This window comes from Massilia phyllosphaerae, assembly GCF_034659755.1.
Lineage (GTDB): Bacteria > Pseudomonadota > Gammaproteobacteria > Burkholderiales > Burkholderiaceae_D > Telluria > Telluria phyllosphaerae.
Map to the genome: position 1 here is coordinate 76,619 of NZ_JAXSQX010000004.1, position 18,270 is coordinate 94,888.

At 61.0% G+C, this 18,270-nt stretch carries 16 protein-coding genes and 2 tRNA genes; 8 read left to right on the forward strand and 10 right to left on the reverse strand.

The features are described 5' to 3' along the window. Positions 1-4: 4 nt before the first annotated feature. From U1H99_RS16280 to U1H99_RS16295, 4 genes are all read right to left on the reverse strand, one after another. On the reverse strand, positions 5-1,192 hold the full coding sequence (locus U1H99_RS16280; RefSeq protein ID WP_323142777.1) for a hypothetical protein: 1,188 nt from the start codon (positions 1,190-1,192) through the stop codon (positions 5-7). Positions 1,193-1,221: 29 nt separating this feature from the next. After that, positions 1,222-2,226, reverse strand: a complete 1,005-nt coding sequence (locus U1H99_RS16285) for a nucleoid-associated protein (protein ID WP_323142778.1) — start codon at positions 2,224-2,226, stop codon at positions 1,222-1,224. A 141-nt stretch (positions 2,227-2,367) separates the two neighbouring features. Further along, positions 2,368-2,458: transfer RNA gene (locus U1H99_RS16290), tRNA-Ser, on the reverse strand. 85 nt (positions 2,459-2,543) lie between these two features. After that, positions 2,544-3,464 carry a hypothetical protein gene (locus U1H99_RS16295; RefSeq protein WP_323142779.1) on the reverse strand — a complete coding sequence of 307 codons (921 nt, stop codon included), beginning with the start codon at positions 3,462-3,464 and terminating at the stop codon, positions 2,544-2,546. A gap of 137 nt (positions 3,465-3,601) precedes the next feature. On the opposite strand from U1H99_RS16295, the gene U1H99_RS16300 reads away from it, so the two are divergent. Then, a complete protein-coding gene (locus tag U1H99_RS16300) occupies positions 3,602-3,922 on the forward strand; it encodes a KTSC domain-containing protein (protein ID WP_323142780.1) in 321 nt (106 codons plus the stop codon). Between the two features lie 103 nt (positions 3,923-4,025). Here U1H99_RS16300 and acs read toward each other — a convergent pair whose 3' ends face one another. Next, on the reverse strand, positions 4,026-6,023 hold the full coding sequence (acs, locus tag U1H99_RS16305) for an acetate--CoA ligase (protein ID WP_323142781.1): 1,998 nt from the start codon (positions 6,021-6,023) through the stop codon (positions 4,026-4,028). Positions 6,024-6,251: 228 nt separating this feature from the next. Between acs and U1H99_RS16310 the strand changes: the two genes are divergently transcribed. From U1H99_RS16310 to U1H99_RS16330, 5 genes are all read left to right on the forward strand, one after another. Then, complete coding sequence (locus U1H99_RS16310) at positions 6,252-6,860, forward strand: YqhA family protein (protein ID WP_323142782.1); 609 nt, start codon at positions 6,252-6,254, stop codon at positions 6,858-6,860. A gap of 16 nt (positions 6,861-6,876) precedes the next feature. After that, positions 6,877-8,412, forward strand: a complete 1,536-nt coding sequence (locus U1H99_RS16315) for a fumarate hydratase (RefSeq protein WP_323142783.1) — start codon at positions 6,877-6,879, stop codon at positions 8,410-8,412. A 120-nt stretch (positions 8,413-8,532) separates the two neighbouring features. Further along, positions 8,533-9,372: a glutamate racemase gene (gene murI, locus U1H99_RS16320; RefSeq protein ID WP_323142784.1), complete on the forward strand. Its 840-nt coding sequence runs from the start codon at positions 8,533-8,535 to the stop codon at positions 9,370-9,372. Positions 9,373-9,477: 105 nt separating this feature from the next. Next, positions 9,478-9,553, forward strand: a tRNA-His gene (locus U1H99_RS16325). A 211-nt stretch (positions 9,554-9,764) separates the two neighbouring features. Continuing rightward, a complete protein-coding gene (locus U1H99_RS16330; protein WP_323142785.1) occupies positions 9,765-11,354 on the forward strand; it encodes a glycosyltransferase family protein in 1,590 nt (529 codons plus the stop codon). A gap of 112 nt (positions 11,355-11,466) precedes the next feature. Here U1H99_RS16330 and U1H99_RS16335 read toward each other — a convergent pair whose 3' ends face one another. Continuing rightward, positions 11,467-11,841 carry a hypothetical protein gene (locus U1H99_RS16335; RefSeq protein ID WP_323142786.1) on the reverse strand — a complete coding sequence of 125 codons (375 nt, stop codon included), beginning with the start codon at positions 11,839-11,841 and terminating at the stop codon, positions 11,467-11,469. Between the two features lie 296 nt (positions 11,842-12,137). Between U1H99_RS16335 and U1H99_RS16340 the strand changes: the two genes are divergently transcribed. After that, the gene (locus tag U1H99_RS16340) at positions 12,138-12,617 is read left to right on the forward strand and encodes a hypothetical protein (protein WP_323142787.1); all 480 of its coding nucleotides are present in this window, start codon (positions 12,138-12,140) and stop codon (positions 12,615-12,617) included. 221 nt (positions 12,618-12,838) lie between these two features. Continuing rightward, the gene (locus tag U1H99_RS16345; RefSeq protein ID WP_323142788.1) at positions 12,839-13,654 is read left to right on the forward strand and encodes a vanadium-dependent haloperoxidase; all 816 of its coding nucleotides are present in this window, start codon (positions 12,839-12,841) and stop codon (positions 13,652-13,654) included. Between the two features lie 80 nt (positions 13,655-13,734). On the opposite strand, the gene U1H99_RS16350 is transcribed toward U1H99_RS16345, so the two are convergent. The 4 genes from U1H99_RS16350 to U1H99_RS16365 form a co-directional block, all read right to left on the reverse strand. Next, on the reverse strand, positions 13,735-14,085 hold the full coding sequence (locus U1H99_RS16350) for an energy transducer TonB (protein ID WP_323142789.1): 351 nt from the start codon (positions 14,083-14,085) through the stop codon (positions 13,735-13,737). 85 nt (positions 14,086-14,170) lie between these two features. After that, entirely contained in the window at positions 14,171-15,946 is a 1,776-nt protein-coding gene (locus U1H99_RS16355) for a methyl-accepting chemotaxis protein (RefSeq protein WP_323142790.1), read from the reverse strand. 347 nt (positions 15,947-16,293) lie between these two features. Next, positions 16,294-17,250: an NAD-dependent epimerase/dehydratase family protein gene (locus U1H99_RS16360; RefSeq protein WP_323142791.1), complete on the reverse strand. Its 957-nt coding sequence runs from the start codon at positions 17,248-17,250 to the stop codon at positions 16,294-16,296. Further along, positions 17,247-18,269 (reverse strand): glycosyltransferase, encoded by a 1,023-nt coding sequence (locus U1H99_RS16365; RefSeq protein WP_323142792.1) that lies wholly within the window; start codon positions 18,267-18,269, stop codon positions 17,247-17,249. The genes U1H99_RS16360 and U1H99_RS16365 overlap by 4 nt, the downstream gene beginning before the upstream one ends. Between the last annotated feature and the right edge of the window lies 1 nt (position 18,270).

Consider the following 18,270-nt stretch of genomic DNA (forward strand, 5'->3'; position numbering starts at 1 on the left):
AGCTTTACACCCACTTCATTACTGCCAGTTTTAACCAATAAGTAGTGGGTGTTGAGTTCCAAAAAAACAGAGCGGTTGCAATTAAAAAAGTGCATGCAACGAGAACGTCGACAATTCGAATAAGGTATTTTTGATGTCTGTATCGTTTTTCGAGATCAGCATAAGGTTTCGCAAAACGATCATAAATATCATCATGTTTTCGGATCCAGTTATTCTCTTGCGCTACAATCTCCGAATGCACAGCATTGAGTGTGTTGTACTGATTTCGAACTAGCAAATCCATAAACACAACAAATACTAGACAACCAAACATAATTACAACATTGTGCCAACTAAACCCATTACTTTCCTTTAACTGCCCTCCAATAAGAATAAGGGCAGCTGGCACAGCAAGAAGTTGATTCTGAATATCTGAAAATACTTTATTTAACTTAATCGTATAATCTAGTTTATGCGCCTGAACTTCCTCCAAAACTTTTTCGAAAGAAAATTCAGCAACGTATAATTCATAGCTATCCTGCACTCGCCTTTTGAATTCACGAAATTCACTCAAAAGCTGAGAAAAGCGATTCTCTTCGCGAACGTTCCCCAGCATCTCGTTCAAAACCACCTTAAGGATTACTTTTCGCTGATCCTTATGTTTTTTGGCTGACGTGCCGAATTCCTCCGCAAGCTCATCTAAACCAGGGGTTGAGCGTAAGTCCTTCGCGCTATACGTTATTAAAATCTCTAACTTGGCAGGCTGGAGAAATATACACTTCATCTCGTCGTCTGAAATGTCTTTAAAATCCGCCACATCCTGAATTAATTGCGCCAGCGCAATCGTTGACTTATAGCGTTCTGCCGTGAGAAATTCTTTACCCTCCGAACTGAGGTAATCGTCCGCAGCAACATAAAACTCATCAGGAGGGATTGTTAAAAATTTGTGGCTTTGTAAAAGATCGTCCCAATCCTTAGCAAAAAAATTGCTTAACCCACGAGGAACATCAACCTCTAACTGTTGCACAACCGCTCCATCAGGTTGCCCCTCGGAAACGTCCTCTAGAGTCATCTGAGCATCAGCTAGGTCTGCAAGTAACTGTCGTGAATCAACATCGACTACAATATTCCCGACTATAGATGCCCCATTGAGCTGAGGCTCAATCATTTGGCGATATACCTTAGCAGCCAATTGTGTCTTCGTCAGGGACATCCTAAGAATTCTCGGTAAGTAATCTAAGCCTACATTTCTTTATCTAACTCCTCCACAAGCGAGTCAGGAAGCTTAAGAAAAGTCAGTACTTTTTTTTCTTTATTATAACTCACAGTATTGCCGAGTAGCGCACGATCGAAGCTAATCGACATTTCCGTATCCTTACCACCAATTCTCTTCAAATATTTATACGACCCTCTATCAGGCTCAAAGCCATCTCCGATCTCTATTTCCTTTTTCGCCAGAAAATCCGTGAATGCTTTCGGCTCATCATTATTAAATCGCATTGAAATTGCGGCGAGGCTAATTGGTTTATTTTCTCGCTTCTGCTCTTCGAAATACTCGAAAGCCTTTGCTTTTAGAATTTTAGTGGCATCAGCATTCAGACCCGTCTCTTGACAATAGGTTGTAATTGCCTTAACTAAAATTGTAGTTTGAGCTTTGGATTCAATAAATTGAGTACACCCAATAAATTCCCTAAAATATTGAGTGAACGTCCTATTTGTTGAAGCAGTACGGGCAAACGAGATGTAATTTCCTTTTGATGACTTCCAATTTTCGATATTTACTCGAGCAGCCTCATGCAAGTGATCAACGTCAAGATTCCAGTTCTCGCTGAGGGCAAGGTTGATCTCGTTAATACCTACGCCACCCTTTAATTTCAAGATGACGATCATGAAAAAGCGCTTCCCGCTGTCATCTTCGTAATCTATGAAGATCGCATATCCGCCGGTCGCAAACGGCTCGCCATTGATATGGTTTTCCAATAAAGTCATTGACTGATGGGTGAAACCAATAAAATCGCCGGCAGCTGTCAGGTAGGAATCCAAGAGTTTGCTGAAAGGATAAACAAGCTGGTTAGGTTGAAAGATCCCGACAGCGCGGTTCGGATTCGAGTTATACGCGTCGCGGCTCTTTTCAACCAAACTGGTGAGTACCCCATCTTTTGGTAGTACATCGCCGCGAAGCGTCAACGTGGCCCTCCCTTGACGCTCCTTGTCTATACGATGGACGATGGCTTCCCGGATCTGCATGGCATCAGCCTTTGCGAAATTAACATCAGGAAATGGTAGCGCGACTTTGCAATGAATGAAAGAAATATCAGATTGAATAGTACAAACTGTCTGAATAGTACAAATAAAAAAGGCCGCATCAAAGCGGCCTTAGTAGAATCTTGGCGGAGAGAGGGGGATTCGAACCCCCGATAGGCTATGAACCTATACACGCTTTCCAGGCGTGCGACTTAAACCACTCATCCATCTCTCCTGATGGGTTTTCGCATCACTGCGAAGCCGCCTATTATAACAAGGTTTCTCGGCTGCACAAGAGTGTCACGCTGCTAGCGTGAACGCTACCTCGCCGCGACCTTCATGCAGGCCTGCAGCCGCGCCATGCCGCCCCACTCCTCGAACGCCTTCCCTGCGGCCGCGACGGTCGCGCCGGGGTCGGACCCGCGGTAGTCCATCGGCGTGTCGCCGAAGAAGACCCAGAGGACTGACGGGGTGTCGACCTGCCCCGCGTAGCGATTCTTCCGGGTGATGGTGGCGCTTGGCGCCAGGCCCGCCAACTGGCGGGCCAGCGCCGGACTGGCTTCGCCGATCCTCGGGCCGATGTCGCCGACGACAAACGGAACCGCCGCCTTGGCGCTGGGTGAAAAGGCGACGCCGAAACTGCCGAGCCGGATACCGGCATCGGCGATGCGGCGCGGGATGACGGCGGCCGGGACCGTCAGCGGATGAACGTAGCGATCCTGCTGCGCCTGGTCCTGGATCGACGTGTCGAACAAGGTAGTCGGCGACACGTAATAGCCGCTGCCATCCTTTTGGGGTACCGGCTTGACGCCCTCGATGGTACGCCCGCGGATGACCGCCTTCCCTGTCGCAAGCACGCCGTACCAGCGGATTGCGCCCACCTCCGGGTCGTTCCAGCCGGCCGCTTCGATGTTCGCGAGGTCGTTCATGAACTTGCCGGTGCAGGTGGCGTTGCTTTCCGATCCCTGGTACGAGGACCCATCCGGCAGGAACACCTCGCCCGCGTTGCACAAGTGGATCACGGCATCGGTCTTGTAATTCTCTCGGTGGTAAGCCCGGCCGTAGCCGTCGATATTGATGTTGACCATGGCATAGGTGGCGAAGCCGGTCTGCATTTGCCAGACCTTGGGCACCTTTTGCCAGTTTTCGACCGACTTGCCTTGGCAGACGCTGCTTTCGGCTGCGAGTGGGTGGCAGTGGACGCATGCCAACAGGCCCAGGCTGATGTACCAACATTTCATGATGGGTCTCCAGCGGGTTGATGAAGCGAAACCTGGACAGCATGAATGCGAAATACGAGAGCGCGGCACTTGCCGTTGCGAGCGATTATCTAAATAATAATCCTGAGCAAACCCAATGCACAGGTATCTCAATGGATATGAAGAAAATTAACGCCGGCAAGCTGCGCGCCATCGGCTACGACGCGCGTGAGCGCATCCTGCGGGTCGAGTTCGACGACGGCGGTGCCATCGATTACAGCGGTGTCGGCAGCGAGGTGTGGCGGCGGTTGTCGACGTCCGGGGCGGCGTGGAGCTTTTACCGCGATAACATCGAAGAGGAATTCGCAGGCAAGCGCGGGCGGGCCGAGGTGGCGAGCAAGCGTGCCGAGCTGGATGCCTTGTTCGGTGGCGGTGCCGAGCCGGAGGTGAAGAAGGCGAATCCGCTGGATGCCTTGTTCAAGCAGCCGGGCGAGGAATGAAAAAGCCGCGCCGTTTGCACGGTGCGGCTTTTCGTGGGCACGGGGTGCCCACCCTACTTAGCGTTGGTTGAACGCGTGGACGGCGAAGCCGTCCACCCTACGATTATGCAGACTCTTTAAGCTGATCCAGGATCGCCGGATTTTCCAGCGTCGACACGTCCTGTGTGATGTTCTCACCCTTGGCCAGCACGCGCAGCAGGCGGCGCATGATCTTGCCGGAGCGGGTCTTGGGCAGGTTGTCGCCGAAGCGGATTTCCTTCGGCTTGGCGATCGGGCCGATTTCCTTGCCGACCCAGGTGCGCAGCTCGGCGGCCAGTTGCTTGGCTTCGTCGCCGGTCGGGCGGGCCTGCTTCAGCACCACGAAGGCGCAGATCGCTTCGCCGGTGGTGTCGTCCGGCTTGCCGACCACGGCGGCTTCTGCCACGGACGGGTGCGCCACCAGTGCGGATTCGATTTCCATCGTGCCCATGCGGTGGCCCGAGACGTTCAACACGTCGTCGATGCGGCCGGTGATCGTGAAGTAGCCGGTGTCCTTGTTGCGGATCGCGCCGTCGCCGGCCAGGTAGTATTTGCCGCCTAGTTCTTCCGGGTAGTAGGCCGTGCGGAAGCGGTCCGGGTTGTTCCAGATGGTGCGGATCATCGACGGCCACGGACGCTTGACGACCAAGATGCCGCCCTGCCCGTTCGGCACGTCGGCGCCGGCTTCGTCGACGATGGCGGCCATGATGCCCGGCAGCGGCAGCGTGCAGGAGCCCGGGATCATCGGGGTCGCGCCAGGCAGCGGCGTGATCATGTGGCCGCCGGTTTCGGTCTGCCAGAAGGTGTCGACGATCGGGCAGCGCTCGTCGCCGACGTTCTTGTAGTACCACATCCAGGCTTCCGGATTGATCGGCTCGCCGACGGTGCCCAGCAGGCGCAGGCTCGACAGATCGAAACTCTTCGGATGCACTTTCTCGTCCGCGTTGGAGGCCTTGATCAGCGAGCGGATCGCGGTCGGCGCGGTGTAGAAGATGCTGACTTTATGCTTGGCGATGGTTTCCCAGAAGCGGCCGGCATGCGGGTAGGTCGGCACGCCTTCGAAGATCACCTGGGTGGCACCGACCGCGGTCGGGCCGTAGGCGATGTAGGTGTGGCCGGTCACCCAGCCGATGTCGGCGGTGCACCAGTAGACGTCGCTCGGCTTGATGTCGAACGACCATTTCATGGTCAGCGCGGCCCACAGCAGGTAGCCGCCGGTGCTGTGCTGGACGCCCTTCGGCGTGCCGGTCGAACCCGAGGTGTACAGGATGAACAGCGGGTGCTCGGCGTCGACCCATTCCGGCTCGCATTGCGCCGGCTGGCCGTCGACCAGGTCGTGCAGCCACAGGTCGCGGCCTTCCTGGAAGTTGATGTTGCCGCCGGTGCGCTTGTAGACGATGACATCCTTGATGGTGTCGCACCCGCCCATGGCCAGCGCTTCGTCGACGATGGCTTTCAGGGGCAGCGATTTGCCGCCGCGCAGCTGCTCGTCGGCGGTGATGATGGCGACGGCGCCGGCGTCGATCACGCGTTCCTGCAGCGACTTGGCCGAGAAGCCGCCGAACACCACCGAGTGGGTGGCGCCGATGCGGGCGCAGGCCTGCATCGCGGCCACGCCTTCGATAGACATCGACATGTAGATGACGACGCGGTCGCCCTTCTTGATGCCGCGCGACTTGAGGCCGTTGGCGAATTTGCAGACGCGCTCGTGCAGCTCGCGGTAGCTGGCGCGGGTGACGCTGCCGTCGTCGGCTTCGAAGATGATCGCGGTTTTATCCGCGTTGCCGTTCTCGAGGTTGCGGTCGAGGCAGTTGTACGAGGCGTTCAGCTTGCCGTCGGCGAACCATTTGTAGAATGGCGCGTCCGACTCGTCCAGGGTTTGCGTGAATGGCGTCTGCCAGGCCAGGTTTTCGCGCGCGAGGCGGGCCCAGAAGCCTTCGTAGTCGTTGGCGGCTTCGTCGCAGAGTTTTTGGTAGGCGTCCATCCCGGAGATGGCGGCATTGGCGGCGAAGTCGGCGGGCGGGTTGAAGACGCGGTGTTCGTTCAGTGCGCCCTGCTCTTGATTGGTCTCAGTCTCAGCCATACTAGTCTCCATAGTAGTAGTTTTGCACAATACCTTAGGCGGACTCGCTTACTGAGCGCTTACAGCGCACCAGTGCGGTGCACCCGCTGGCATCCCTCCGTACGATTCTACCAACCTTTGTGCATCGCGGAAGACAAGCCAGCAATCGCGTACGGGTGTAGAATGTTCAGCTGTCTTGACCGATGCCCGCGTCACAAGCTCCACCAACCGGCTCCCATTACAGATCAGATGCTCGATTCGCACTCCCCTTCCGCAGCAAAAAAACGCAGCGCCCTCGCCAATTTCATGTTCGCCAGCCGCTGGCTGCAACTGCCCCTGTATCTCGGCCTGATCCTGGCCCAGTGCGTCTACGTCTTCCATTTCTGGGTCGAACTCAAGGACCTGGTGCTGGCCGCCCTGGGCAACGAGGACGCCCTGCAGCACATCATCCAGGCCGTGGCCGTGCCCAACGCGCCGCCGCCGACCAAGCTCAACGAAACCACCATCATGCTGGTCGTGCTCGGCCTGATCGACGTGGTAATGATCTCCAACCTCCTGATCATGGTGATCGTGGGCGGCTACGAAACCTTCGTGTCGCGCATGCACCTCGAAGACCACCCGGACCAGCCCGAGTGGCTGTCGCACGTGAACGCATCGGTGCTGAAGACCAAGCTGGCCATGGCCATCATCGGCATCTCCTCGATTCACCTGCTGAAGACCTTCATCAACGCGAATGCCTACGAGGTAAAAGTGCTGGTCGCCCAGACCTGCATCCACATCGCGTTCCTGCTGTCGGCGATGGCGATCGCCTACACCGACCGCATCATGATGAACACCCAGAGCAACTCCAAACATTAACCTGAACGAGAACGAAATGACTGTCATCAAACAGGACGACCTGATCGAATCCGTCGCGGCCGCACTCCAGTACATCAGCTACTACCACCCGGCCGACTACATCCAGCACCTGGCGCGCGCGTACGAATCCGAGCAGAGCCCGGCCGCGAAGGATGCGATCGCCCAGATCCTGACCAACTCGAAGATGTGCGCCGAAGGCAAGCGTCCGATCTGCCAGGACACCGGTATCGTCAACGTGTTCCTGAAGGTCGGCATGAACGTGCGCTTCGAAGGTTTCGGCGAACGCTCGATCACGGACGCCGTCAACGAAGGCGTGCGCCGCGCCTACAACTTCCCGGACAACAAGCTGCGCGCCTCGATCGTGGCCGACCCGCACTTCGAGCGCAAGAACACCAAGGACAACACCCCGGCCGTGGTCCACATGGAACTGGTCCCGGGCGACAGCGTCGACGTGAAAGTGGCTGCCAAAGGCGGCGGTTCGGAGAACAAGACCAAGTTCGTGATGCTGAACCCGTCCGATTCGCTGGTCGACTGGGTGCTCAAGACCGTGCCGCTGATGGGCGCCGGCTGGTGCCCGCCGGGCATGCTCGGCATCGGTATCGGCGGCTCGGCCGAAAAGGCGATGCTGATGGCGAAAGAGTCGCTGATGGAAGACATCGACATGTATGAGCTGAAGCAGCGCGGCCCCCAGAACAAGCTGGAAGAACTGCGTATCGAACTGTGCGACAAGATCAATGCGCTCGGCATCGGCGCCCAGGGCCTGGGCGGCCTGACCACCGTGCTGGACGTGAAGATCAACATGTACCCGACCCACGCCGCATCGAAGCCGGTCGCGATGATCCCGAACTGCGCCGCCACCCGCCACGCCCACTTCGTGCTGGACGGCTCGGGCCCGGCCTACATCGACCCGCCGTCGCTGTCGACCTGGCCGGACGTGCAGTGGACCCCGGACACCCAGAAGTCGAAACGCGTCGACCTCAACACCCTCACGAAAGAGGAAGTCGCCTCGTGGCAGCCGGGCCAGACCCTGCTCCTGAACGGCAAGATGCTGACCGGCCGCGACGCCGCTCACAAGCGCATCCAGGACATGCTGGCGCGCGGCGAGCAGCTGCCAGTGGACTTCACCAACCGCGTGATCTACTACGTCGGCCCGGTCGATCCGGTCGGCGACGAAGTGGTCGGCCCGGCCGGTCCGACGACCGCGACCCGCATGGACAAGTTCACCGACATGATGCTCGAGAAGACCGGCCTGATCGCGATGATCGGCAAGGCCGAACGTGGCCCGACCGCGATCGAATCGATCAAGAACCACAAGTCGGCCTACCTGATGGCGGTCGGCGGTTCCGCTTACCTGGTCTCCAAGGCGATCAAGTCGGCCAAGGTGCTGGGCTTCGAAGACCTGGGCATGGAAGCGATCTACGAGTTCGAGGTGCAGGACATGCCGGTCACCGTGGCCGTGGATTCGACCGGCACCTCCGTGCACCAGACCGGGCCGAAGGAATGGTCGGCCAAGATCGAGTCGCTGAAGGGTATTCCGGTCACGACCGTCTAATATAGACGGCAGCCTTTGTAGGGTGGGCACACTGTGCCCACGCGGACGTTTGCGTAATGCTGGCTTCCGCGTGGGCACGGCGTGCCCACCCTACGCCATTCCGGCGTTATCATCTCTTCCATGACTTCCTCTACCCTGCCCCAGGACGCCCCCATCGGCATCTTCGACTCCGGCGTCGGCGGCCTCTCGATCCTGCGCCACATCCGCGCCCAGCTCCCGCACGAACACCTGCTCTACGTGGCCGACACCGGCTTCGCCCCCTACGGCGACAAGTCCGAAGACGTGGTCGCGGCGCGCTCGCTCGCGGTCGCGCGCTTCCTGGTGGCCCGCGGCGCCAAGGCGCTGGTCGTGGCCTGCAACACCGCCACCATCTCCGCGGTCAAGCTGCTGCGCGAGAGCTTTCCCGACATGCCCATCGTCGGCGTCGAACCGGGCCTGAAGCCGGCGGCCGGCGCCAGCCGCAACGGCAAGGTCGGCGTGCTGGCCACCGAGCGCACGCTGGTCGGCGCCAAGTTCCTGCAGCTGCGCGACCAGATCAGCGCCGCCACCGGCGCCGAATTCCTGCTGCAGGCCTGCCGCGGCCTGGTCGACCAGATCGAATCGGGCGACGCCCAGGCCACCACCCAGCTGCTGCGGCGCTACATCACGCCGTTGCTGGAACAGGGTGCCGACACGCTGGTGCTGGGCTGCACCCACTACCCGCTGGTGCGGGCGTCGATCGAGGACGTGATCGCGGACAGCGGTGCGCGCGGCATCGTGCTGGTCGACACCGGCGACGCCGTGGCGCGCCAGCTGGTGCGCCTGCTGGATGCCGGCCGGTTGCTGCGCGCCGCGGATGACGCCGAACCCGCCAGCCTGCATGCCTACACGAGCGCCAGCGCGGCGGCGCTGGCGGCCGCCTTCAACAGCCTGGTCGGCATCGACCTGCCGGTGGACGAGGTGGCGTTCGAGCGGGCGTGAGGGCCATCGCACTGTTCGGCAAAACTCGATTTGCCAGAATGCGAAGTACCTTATATAATCTTGTTCTGTCGCAGCAACAACAACGCGACAGCAAGTAAGACAGTGGTGGCTGTAGCTCAGTTGGTAGAGTCCAGGATTGTGATTCCTGTTGTCGTGGGTTCGAGTCCCATCAGCCACCCCAAGAATTCGGTAGTCAAGCAAAGGCCCCATCGCGAACAGCATGGGGCCTTTTTGCTTTGTGCGCCAGTCACGCCTTTCCTGTCGATAAAATTTACATTGCGCTATAAATCAATGCCGTCTCAACATTAACCGTTTGAAAACAAACGCTTATTTGTTCTGGCATAAATTTTGCGGAGCCATGGCATCCATTCTCCTTCGATTTCCGACAGGGCATGCACGCCATGACAGGCAGTCCTTCCTCCCATCGCAATCTCCTTATCACCCTGGCCTGCGGCATCGGCGTCACCCTGTGCTGGTTCCTGCTGACATGGCGCTACGGCCTCGATCTGGCCGACGAAGGCTATTACTGGTACGGCAGTCAACGCGTACTGCGCGGGGAAGCCCCGATACGGGATTTCCTGGCCTACGACATCGGCCGTTATCTATGGGCCGCCGCCATCATGTTCGTCATGGGTGACGAAGGCATTTTCGGGGCACACTCGGCCGCATTCGTCTATCAGGCGCTGAGCGTCTGCGTCGGTACCTGGCTGACGCTGTGGGCGCTGCGGGCGAGGCTGAGCCCGGCGCGGGCCATCGGCTTCGCGGTCGCGGTGGCCCTGATCCTGAATCTCTGGGCGACGCCCTATTACAAGGTCTACGACTACGGCACCTGTATCCTGATCGTCGCCATGACGGTGCTGATACTGACGTCGCGCGCGCCGGCACGCTGGTTCGGCGCCGGCGTGATACTGGGGCTGGCAGCCGTCATGGGACGCAATCACGGCGTGTATGGCGCGGCCTCAGCCCTGCTCGCCCTCGGCTTCATGTTGCTCAAACAGGGAAAGCGCGGCGAGGTGCTGCGCCCGGCGCTTGCCTTCATCGGCGGGACGGTTCTTGGTTTCAGCCCGACCTTCCTCATGGGGCTGGCCAAGCCGGGATTCCTGGACGCGCTGGCAGCCGGCGTCATCGAGCACGTTCACAGTGTCGCCAGCGCTACCAATATTCCCCTGCCCGTGCCCTGGCCCTGGCATGCCGAACATGGAAAGAACGGATGGGTGCTGTGGGCCTGCGACGTGGCGAAAGGCCTGGGTTTCTTGGCGCTGCTGCTGGTGCCGGTGTTGACGCTGCTCTCCATGCTGCGCAAGCGTATCGCCGGGTTCACCGAACCGCATTACCTACTGACCGCGTCGGCATGCGTGGGCCTGGTCTACGCACACTACGCCTACTCGCGTGCCGACCTGGTCCACCTGGCGCTGTCGGTCGTGCCCGTACTGCTGATTCTTTTCTGTTGCAGCATGCTGGGCCGTGCAGTGCTTCCCGTCGCGATCGGCGTTCTCGCCTTATCCGTACTGGCGGTGGGCCAGGACACCATGATCATCAACAGCAAGCTGTTCGGCCGGACCACGAAGAGCGTCGTGATCGACGGCAGCACCATGCACACCGATCCCTTCATCGTCGACGATATCCTGGACAGCCAACGTGCGCTGGCGACGGTACCGGGGGCACAGGCGAATTTCCTCGCCGTCCCCAACCTGCCGGGCCTGTATGCCATCAACAGGTCCAGGATGGGGATATGGGAAATCTATGCCCTGTCGCACCGCGATGCCGGCTTCGAACAGGCCGAAGTCGCCCGTCTTGCACGCGTGCCACCCAAGATGGTGCTGTTGTCGGATCATGCCCTGGATGACCAGCCCCAGTTGCGCTACAGCGTCATTCATCCGGTGACCTACCAGTGGATCGTCGACCATTACGAACGCGAAAAGCGGACACCGATGGCGGAGCTGGAAGTGTATGTAAGAAAACAGCACATGCCTGCACAGTAAGCGCTGCGCTGAAAGCAAAAGCCCAGTCCGGGGACTGGGCTTTTGCTTTCTAAGGCCTTATGACCGATTCCAAGGCCTTGCTACCGGCCTGGTTGCCGATCAGGCGCGACGATCAGGAACGGTTCGGGTTGTTCGGACGGTTGTCGAAACGGTTCGGTACGCCGTCGCCGTCACGGTCGCCACGACGCCAGCCGCCGCGTTCCAGTTCCCAGCCGTTGCTGCCCTGGCGCCATTCCGGACGGTGGTAGGCATATCCCTTGCGGGCACGTTCCCAGTGGCCCTGCGTCCAGGTATAACGGCGGCCGTTCCAGTTCCAGTAGCCGGGTGCCCATTCGTAACCGCGGCGGGCATGGGGCACGACTTCGTGGCGCGGGGCCGGCGGCGCGGTACGGACAACCACGACCTCACCTTTGGCGAAGGCCTGCACCGGCACGAAAGCGGCAGTACTGATCAGAGCGGCGGCAGCGGCACAGAGGATTCGTTTCATGATGCTTCTCCTTTCGGTTGGTTTTGGACTCACTATAGCGAGCACGACACCCGTACAGTACGAATGATGCAAGTGCTTACAATCGAAACATGACGTTAAGAAACAGTAACAGTTGCACGCCGGTCTTTGCAGCATGCATAGGTAATGTGCCATCTCAACAGGGTTTCGATTCCTGGGGGAATCGGGACTGTTACTCATCAATATCCGTTCCGTTTGTCCTTGTCCGGCCATGGCTGAACCCGTAACGTGGAATGACAGAGTTCGCCAGTTCTTCCACGCCCGCTCGGAGTTCTTCCATGAAAACCCGTATCAAGTCACTGCTCTGCGTCCTGTCCGTATCGATGCTGACGGCCGCCGCCGAGCCATCGGCGCCGGCCGCGCCCGTGCTGCTGGAGCCCAATCCCTATCCGACCCAGCCGAACACCCATGAACTGCCACCGCGCTACAGCGCCCCGGCCGGGGTCAATGCGACGGCGCGGCTGGCCTACTGGAGCGAACAGGCCTGGCGCGCGGCGGTGTTCGACGTGACGCCGCCGCCAGCCGGGCCGTTTGCATTTGCGGAGCAGCGCGGCCGCACGCGCAGCAGCCGCGTGATGGCCATCTTCCACATCGCCGGCTACGATGCCCTGAACGCGATCGCCAAGCGCTATCCGGGCTACAGCGGCCCGCTGGGGGCACTGCCCGACAGCCTGCCCGATGCGGCGATCGCCCAGGCCGCGCACGACGTGCTGGTGGCCCGTACACGCGCCAGGCCCCTCGCCTCGACGCCCTGCTGAAGGAAGAGCTGGCCAGGCTGCCCGACTGCCGCACCAAGCAGAACGGCATCGACGTCGGCCGCCGCGCCGCCGCCGCGATCCTGGCGCTGCGCGCCAACGACGGTGCCGAGCGGCCGAATCCGATCGTCGGCGAGGACTATCCGCTGTACATCGAACCCGGCAAATGGAGCCCCGATCCGGTCAGCCGCAATCCGGTCGCGCTGGGGGCGTACTGGGGATCCGTGAAACCCTTCGTGGTGCCCTCGGTCGTCCCGTTCCGCGCGCCGCCGCCGCCGCCCCTGACCAGTCCGGCCTACACCAGTGCCTTCAACGAGGTGAAGCAGCTGGGCGGCGACGGCGTCACCACGCCGACCAGGCGCACGCTGGAACAGACCCGGATCGGCATCTTCTGGGGCTACGACGATGCGGCCTGGCTCGATTCGCCGATACGCATGTATAACCAGATCGCGCTGCAGATCGTGCTCACGCGCACCCGCGACCCGCTCGAAGTGGCGCGCGACCTGGGCCTGGTCAACGTGGCCATGGCCGATTCGACCATCGCCGCATGGGACGCCAGGTACCATTACCGCTTCTGGCGCCCGGTGCATGCGGTGCGCGAAGCCGACCCCGGCACCGGACCGACCGGCAAGGGCGACGGCAATCCCGATACGCGGGCCGACCCCAACTGGACACCGCTGGGAGCGCCGGCCAGCAACATGGTCGGGCCGGATTACACGCCGCCCTTCCCGACCTATCCGTCAGGCCACGCGGCGACCGGCGGCTCGGTGTTCGGGACGCTGCGCAAGCTGTATGGCGACGGGGTTCCGTTCACCTTCGTGTCCGACGAATGGAACGGCATCACGCGCGACAACGACGGCTGGGTCAGGCCGAAGCTGCCGCGTAGCTACGGCAGCTTCTCGCAAGCCGAGGAAGAAGCCGGCCAGAGCCGGATCTACCTCGGCGTGCACTTCCAGTTCGACAAGGTGCAAGGCGTGCTGGTCGGACGCCAGGTGGCCGATGAGGTGTTCCGGCGCGGACTGGTCCGGCCTGCGCAGTAGGCATAAAAGTACGCATAAAAGCAGGCATAAAAAAACCGGCCTCGGCCGGTTTTTTTATCGTGCTGCATGATCGGAGAAGATCAGTCCAGCTTCCAGGCGTAGTCGACCTTGGTCCAGGTCTGGGCCGGGGCACCGTCCTTGGTGCCCGGCTTGAACTTGCAGGCGGACAGGCCTTTCAGTGCTGCCTTGTCCAGGCCCTTGAAGCCGCTCGACTTTTCCAGCTTCGAATCGGCCACCGAACCATCGGCGTTGACCTGGAACGACATCGAGGTCACACCCTGCTCTTCGTTCATCAGGGAGGCTTTCGGATAGTCGACCTTGCACTTCGACGCATCGAAGCTGGCCGGTACTTCGGCGGCAAAGGCGGCGCCGGCGAAACCGGTCACGAACAGGGCTGCTACCAGGCTGACTGCAAATTTCTTATTGGACATTTTTGTTACCCCTAAATAACACAGTTTTTTTTAATGCCGGCCTGGGCGGCCGGCGTCGGACAAAGCTTGATTGATAAGGAACTGCTTAGAACTCTTCCCAGTCGTCACTGGCGGCGGCGGCGGCGACCTTTTTCGAGGTCGGGCTCTTGTCCGCTGCCGCTGCCGGCTTGGCAGGCGCCGGGCTGGCCGGCTTCTTCAGTTGCGGCCGGGCCGGACGGGTGGCCACAGCGCGGGTAGCGGCGGCCGGCGCCACCGGGGCAGCCGCCACGGCGGCCTGGGCCACGGCAGCTTCCATGCCCTCTTCCAGCTTGAAGATGCTGACCACGCGCTGCAGTTCGGCCGCCTGGTCCTGCAGGCTCTGGAAGGCGGCGGCGGCTTGCTCCACCAGCGCCGCATTCTGCTGGGTCATGCCGTCCATCTCGATGATCGACAGGTTCACCTGTTCGATGCCGGCGCTCTGCTCGGCGCTGGCGGCGGCGATGTCGCTCATGATGTCGGTCACGCGCTTGACGCTGTCGACCACTTCTTCCATCGTCACGCCGGCTTCGCCGACCAGCTTGCTGCCACGGCTGATCTTCTCGACCGAGTCGCCGATCAGGGTCTTGATTTCCTTCGCTGCCGCGGCCGAACGCTGGGCCAGGCTGCGCACTTCGGATGCCACGACCGCGAAGCCGCGGCCCTGTTCGCCGGCACGGGCCGCTTCGACCGCGGCATTCAGCGCCAGGATGTTGGTCTGGAAGGCGATGCCGTCGATCACGCCGATGATGTCGGCGATCTTGCTGGCCGAGCTGTTGATCTCGCCCATGGTGCCGACCACTTGCGACACCACTTCGCCGCCCTTGCGCGCCACGTTCGATGCGGTGGCGGCCAGCTGGTTGGCTTCGCGGGCATTGTCGGCGTTCTGCTTCACGGTCGAGGTCAGTTCTTCCATCGCCGAGGCCGTCTTTTCCAGCGAGCTGGCCTGCAGTTCGGTACGTGAGGACAGGTCGATGTTGCCGGCCGAGATCTCACGCGATGCGGTGGTGATGGTCTGGGTGCCGCGGCGGACCTGGCTGACGATGTCGACCAGGCTGTTGCGCATCTGTTTCATTTCGGTCAGCAGGCTGCCGCGATCGCTCGACTTGGTGTCGATGGCGATCGACAGGTTGCCGTGGGCGATGCTGCCGGCGATCTGGGCGGTGTAGCCCGGCTCGCCGCCCAGCTGCTTGAGCAGGCCGCGGGTGATGATGTAGGCAGCGGCGACGCCGATCGCGACCGCCAGGGCCAGCAGTCCGAGCATGAAGTTGCGGGCGCCGGCGAAGGCGGCTTCGGCAGCGACCTGGGTCTGGGCATTCTGCTTGTCTTCCATCTTGCCCAGCTGGTCCAGCGCGTCCAGCCACTTCTTCTGGGCCGGACGGATTTCCTTGACCATCACGCGGGTAGCGTCCATGGCATTGTTGGCCAGGTAGAGCTGCGATGCTTTGGCAATGGCCGGCATGGCGACGTTTTCCGCTTCCTTGATCTGGGCCAGCAGCGCCTTTTCTTCGCTGGAGGCCTCGAGCGCGAACTTCTCGCTCAGCTTCTGCTGCAGGGCGTCGTATTTGGCGGTCTGTTCCTTGAAGCGGTTCAGTTCCGGCTCCATGTCGGCCGCATCGGTCATCAGCGTCAGGGTGCGCAGCGAGGTGACGCGCTCGCTGACGTTGTTACGCATGTCCACGACCAGGCGGGTAACGACATTGCTTACGCTGACCACATGGTCGAGCCGGTTCTGGATCTGTGCCATGCGGACGATGCCGACGACAGTCACCACGACCAGCAGCACCAGGACCAGGGCAAAGCCCAGACCGAGTCGCACACCGACCTTCATGTTTGTTAAATTCATTACTTGCTTTCCCTGTTTCAAGTGATCGAGATCGCCCGGAACTTGCTGCGCCGCGCGTCGCACATCACGACGACCAACTTCTCCGGGTCGTTTCGTGTATTTCCTTCAGGATAAATCAATTTCCTAAAGTTGCAGATAGCAAAGATGCTTTGCAGCAAAACTGTTTCAGTAACACAACAGTGAAGCCAGTTTGTGATGCTGTCCGGAGGACGATCAAAGCATGAAGAAGGACGCTAGTATTAAACGCGACCTTGCTACGTGGCAAGAAAATTTACGCAGAAAAACAATGTATGTACGAGAACCGTCGCGCATTTTGAACACGAGGCGGCCTGTGGCAGGCCGCCGGCTCAGTGCTGGGGAGGATGGGTGAAGCGTGCCCGCTCTGCCTCGAGCAGTTGGGCAATGCCGACCGTGAGATTGGTGGCTGGCAGGTCGTCATGCCCGTGCAGCGCCAGCGTGGAGCGGAACTGCATGCGCCGGCCATACAGGCCGGCACGCGCGCTGGCGCTGGTCACGATGCGCGGCGAGCGCCGTGCCAGGCGCCGGAAGGTGGCCACGATCTCGGCGATGGTGGTCGGGTGTTCGGAGGCGATGATCTTGGTGAGCTGGTGCGCTGGGCCGGTCTCGCGCAGCGCGCAGATCATGTGCGCGGCCGCATCTTCGACACGCAGGTAGTCGCGGATGGTATCGAAGGGAACGAAGATCTGGATCGGCTGGTGGCGCACGATGCTGCGCGCGATATGGGTGAGCAGGCCCTGCTGCTTGCCGACCGCCTGGCCGGTGCCGTACAGGGTGCTGAAACGGGCAAGCAGCGCGCGCGTGTCCGGGCGCGCGGCGGCGAAGGCGCGCACCAGGTCTTCCTGCTGTAGCTTGGCGCGGGCATATGGCGTGGTCGGCGCCACCGGCGTGATTTCGCTGATGATCTCATCCAGCGCACCGGCATAGATCGCGCCCGCCGAGCTGGCGAAGCCGATCGCGCCCGGGGTGCCGGCCAGCGCTGGATGCGCTGCCAGCGCTTCCAGCAGCACGCCCAGGGCCTCGGTCTCGAGCAGCAGCGCTTCGGCCGGACTCGACATCGTGCCCACGCCGGCCGCCCAGTACAGCTCCCATGCACGCGAGGGCGACGCCGCGACCCGCTGCGCAAAAGCACCGGCATGGGCCTGCAGCTGCGCCATCAGGCGCGCGCGCTCGGCCCAGGCCAGGCGTTCGCCCGGGACGAACACGTCGTCGCCGAGCGCCGTCGAGCGGTGCCACAGCGCGGCGCCCAGCAGGCCCCCTGCTCCAACCACCCATACGGTCTTCATGCGCGCCCCAGCGGCCGTACCGGCTTGCTGCTGACCACGTACAGCGGCTTGCCCATGACAATGTTCATCGTCACCGCCAGGTACTCGGAAATGATGCCCATCGAGGCCAGGATCGTCCCCGAGAAGAACGCGACCACCGTGACCAGCGAGGTCCAGCCCTGGATCGGCACGTCGCCCACATACTTGCCGTACAGCGCGAACGCGGCCAGGAAGATCGCCAGCAGCATCGAGATGAAGCCGACGATGGTGATCAGGCGCAGCGGCCGGGTGCCGGTGGTCAGGATCAGGTTCCAGAAATGGCCGAACAGGCGGAAATAGGAGTAGCCGGACGGCCGGTCCATCTCATTGCGCAGCTTGATCGGGGCATGGCCGATGCGGCCGGTGATCCAGAACAGGCCGACGTCAAGGTAGACGCCGTTACCGCAATAGGCCGCCAGCGTGCGCGCGATTTCGCCGTCGACCAGGCGGAAGCTGTTGAAGCGGCCGATCGACTTGTTGCCCAGCACGCGCGTGCTGATGGCCTTGGCCGTGCGGCTGGCCGTGTTGCGCAGCCAGCCGTGCGGCGGTGGATTCAGCGGCTGCGCATACACCAGCTGCAGCGACGAGGCGATGGCCGCGTCCAGCAGGTGCGCGATGTCGGCCGGGTCCTGCTGGCCATCCTCGTCCATGGTCACGACCCACTGGGCGGTGGCGCTGGCCATGCCGGCCATGGTGGCGGCATGCTGGCCGTAATTGCGCGACAGCCAGACCGGCGCCACGAAGGGATAACGCTGCGCCAGCGCCTCGATGGTCTTGTCCGAGCGGTCCGGTCCGCAGTCGTGTGCCAGCACCACTTCGGAGACCACGAACAGGTTGCCGTCCGGGCTCAGGCGCTGGGTGGTGAGCGGTGCGATTTCGGCGACGATGGACGGCAGCGTGGTTTCGCCGCGGTACACCGGGATCACGATCGAGATGCGGTGCAGCGGCGCATCGTGGGCGGCAACGTCTTCTTGATGGAGGGGATCGGTGTGGGTATTCATG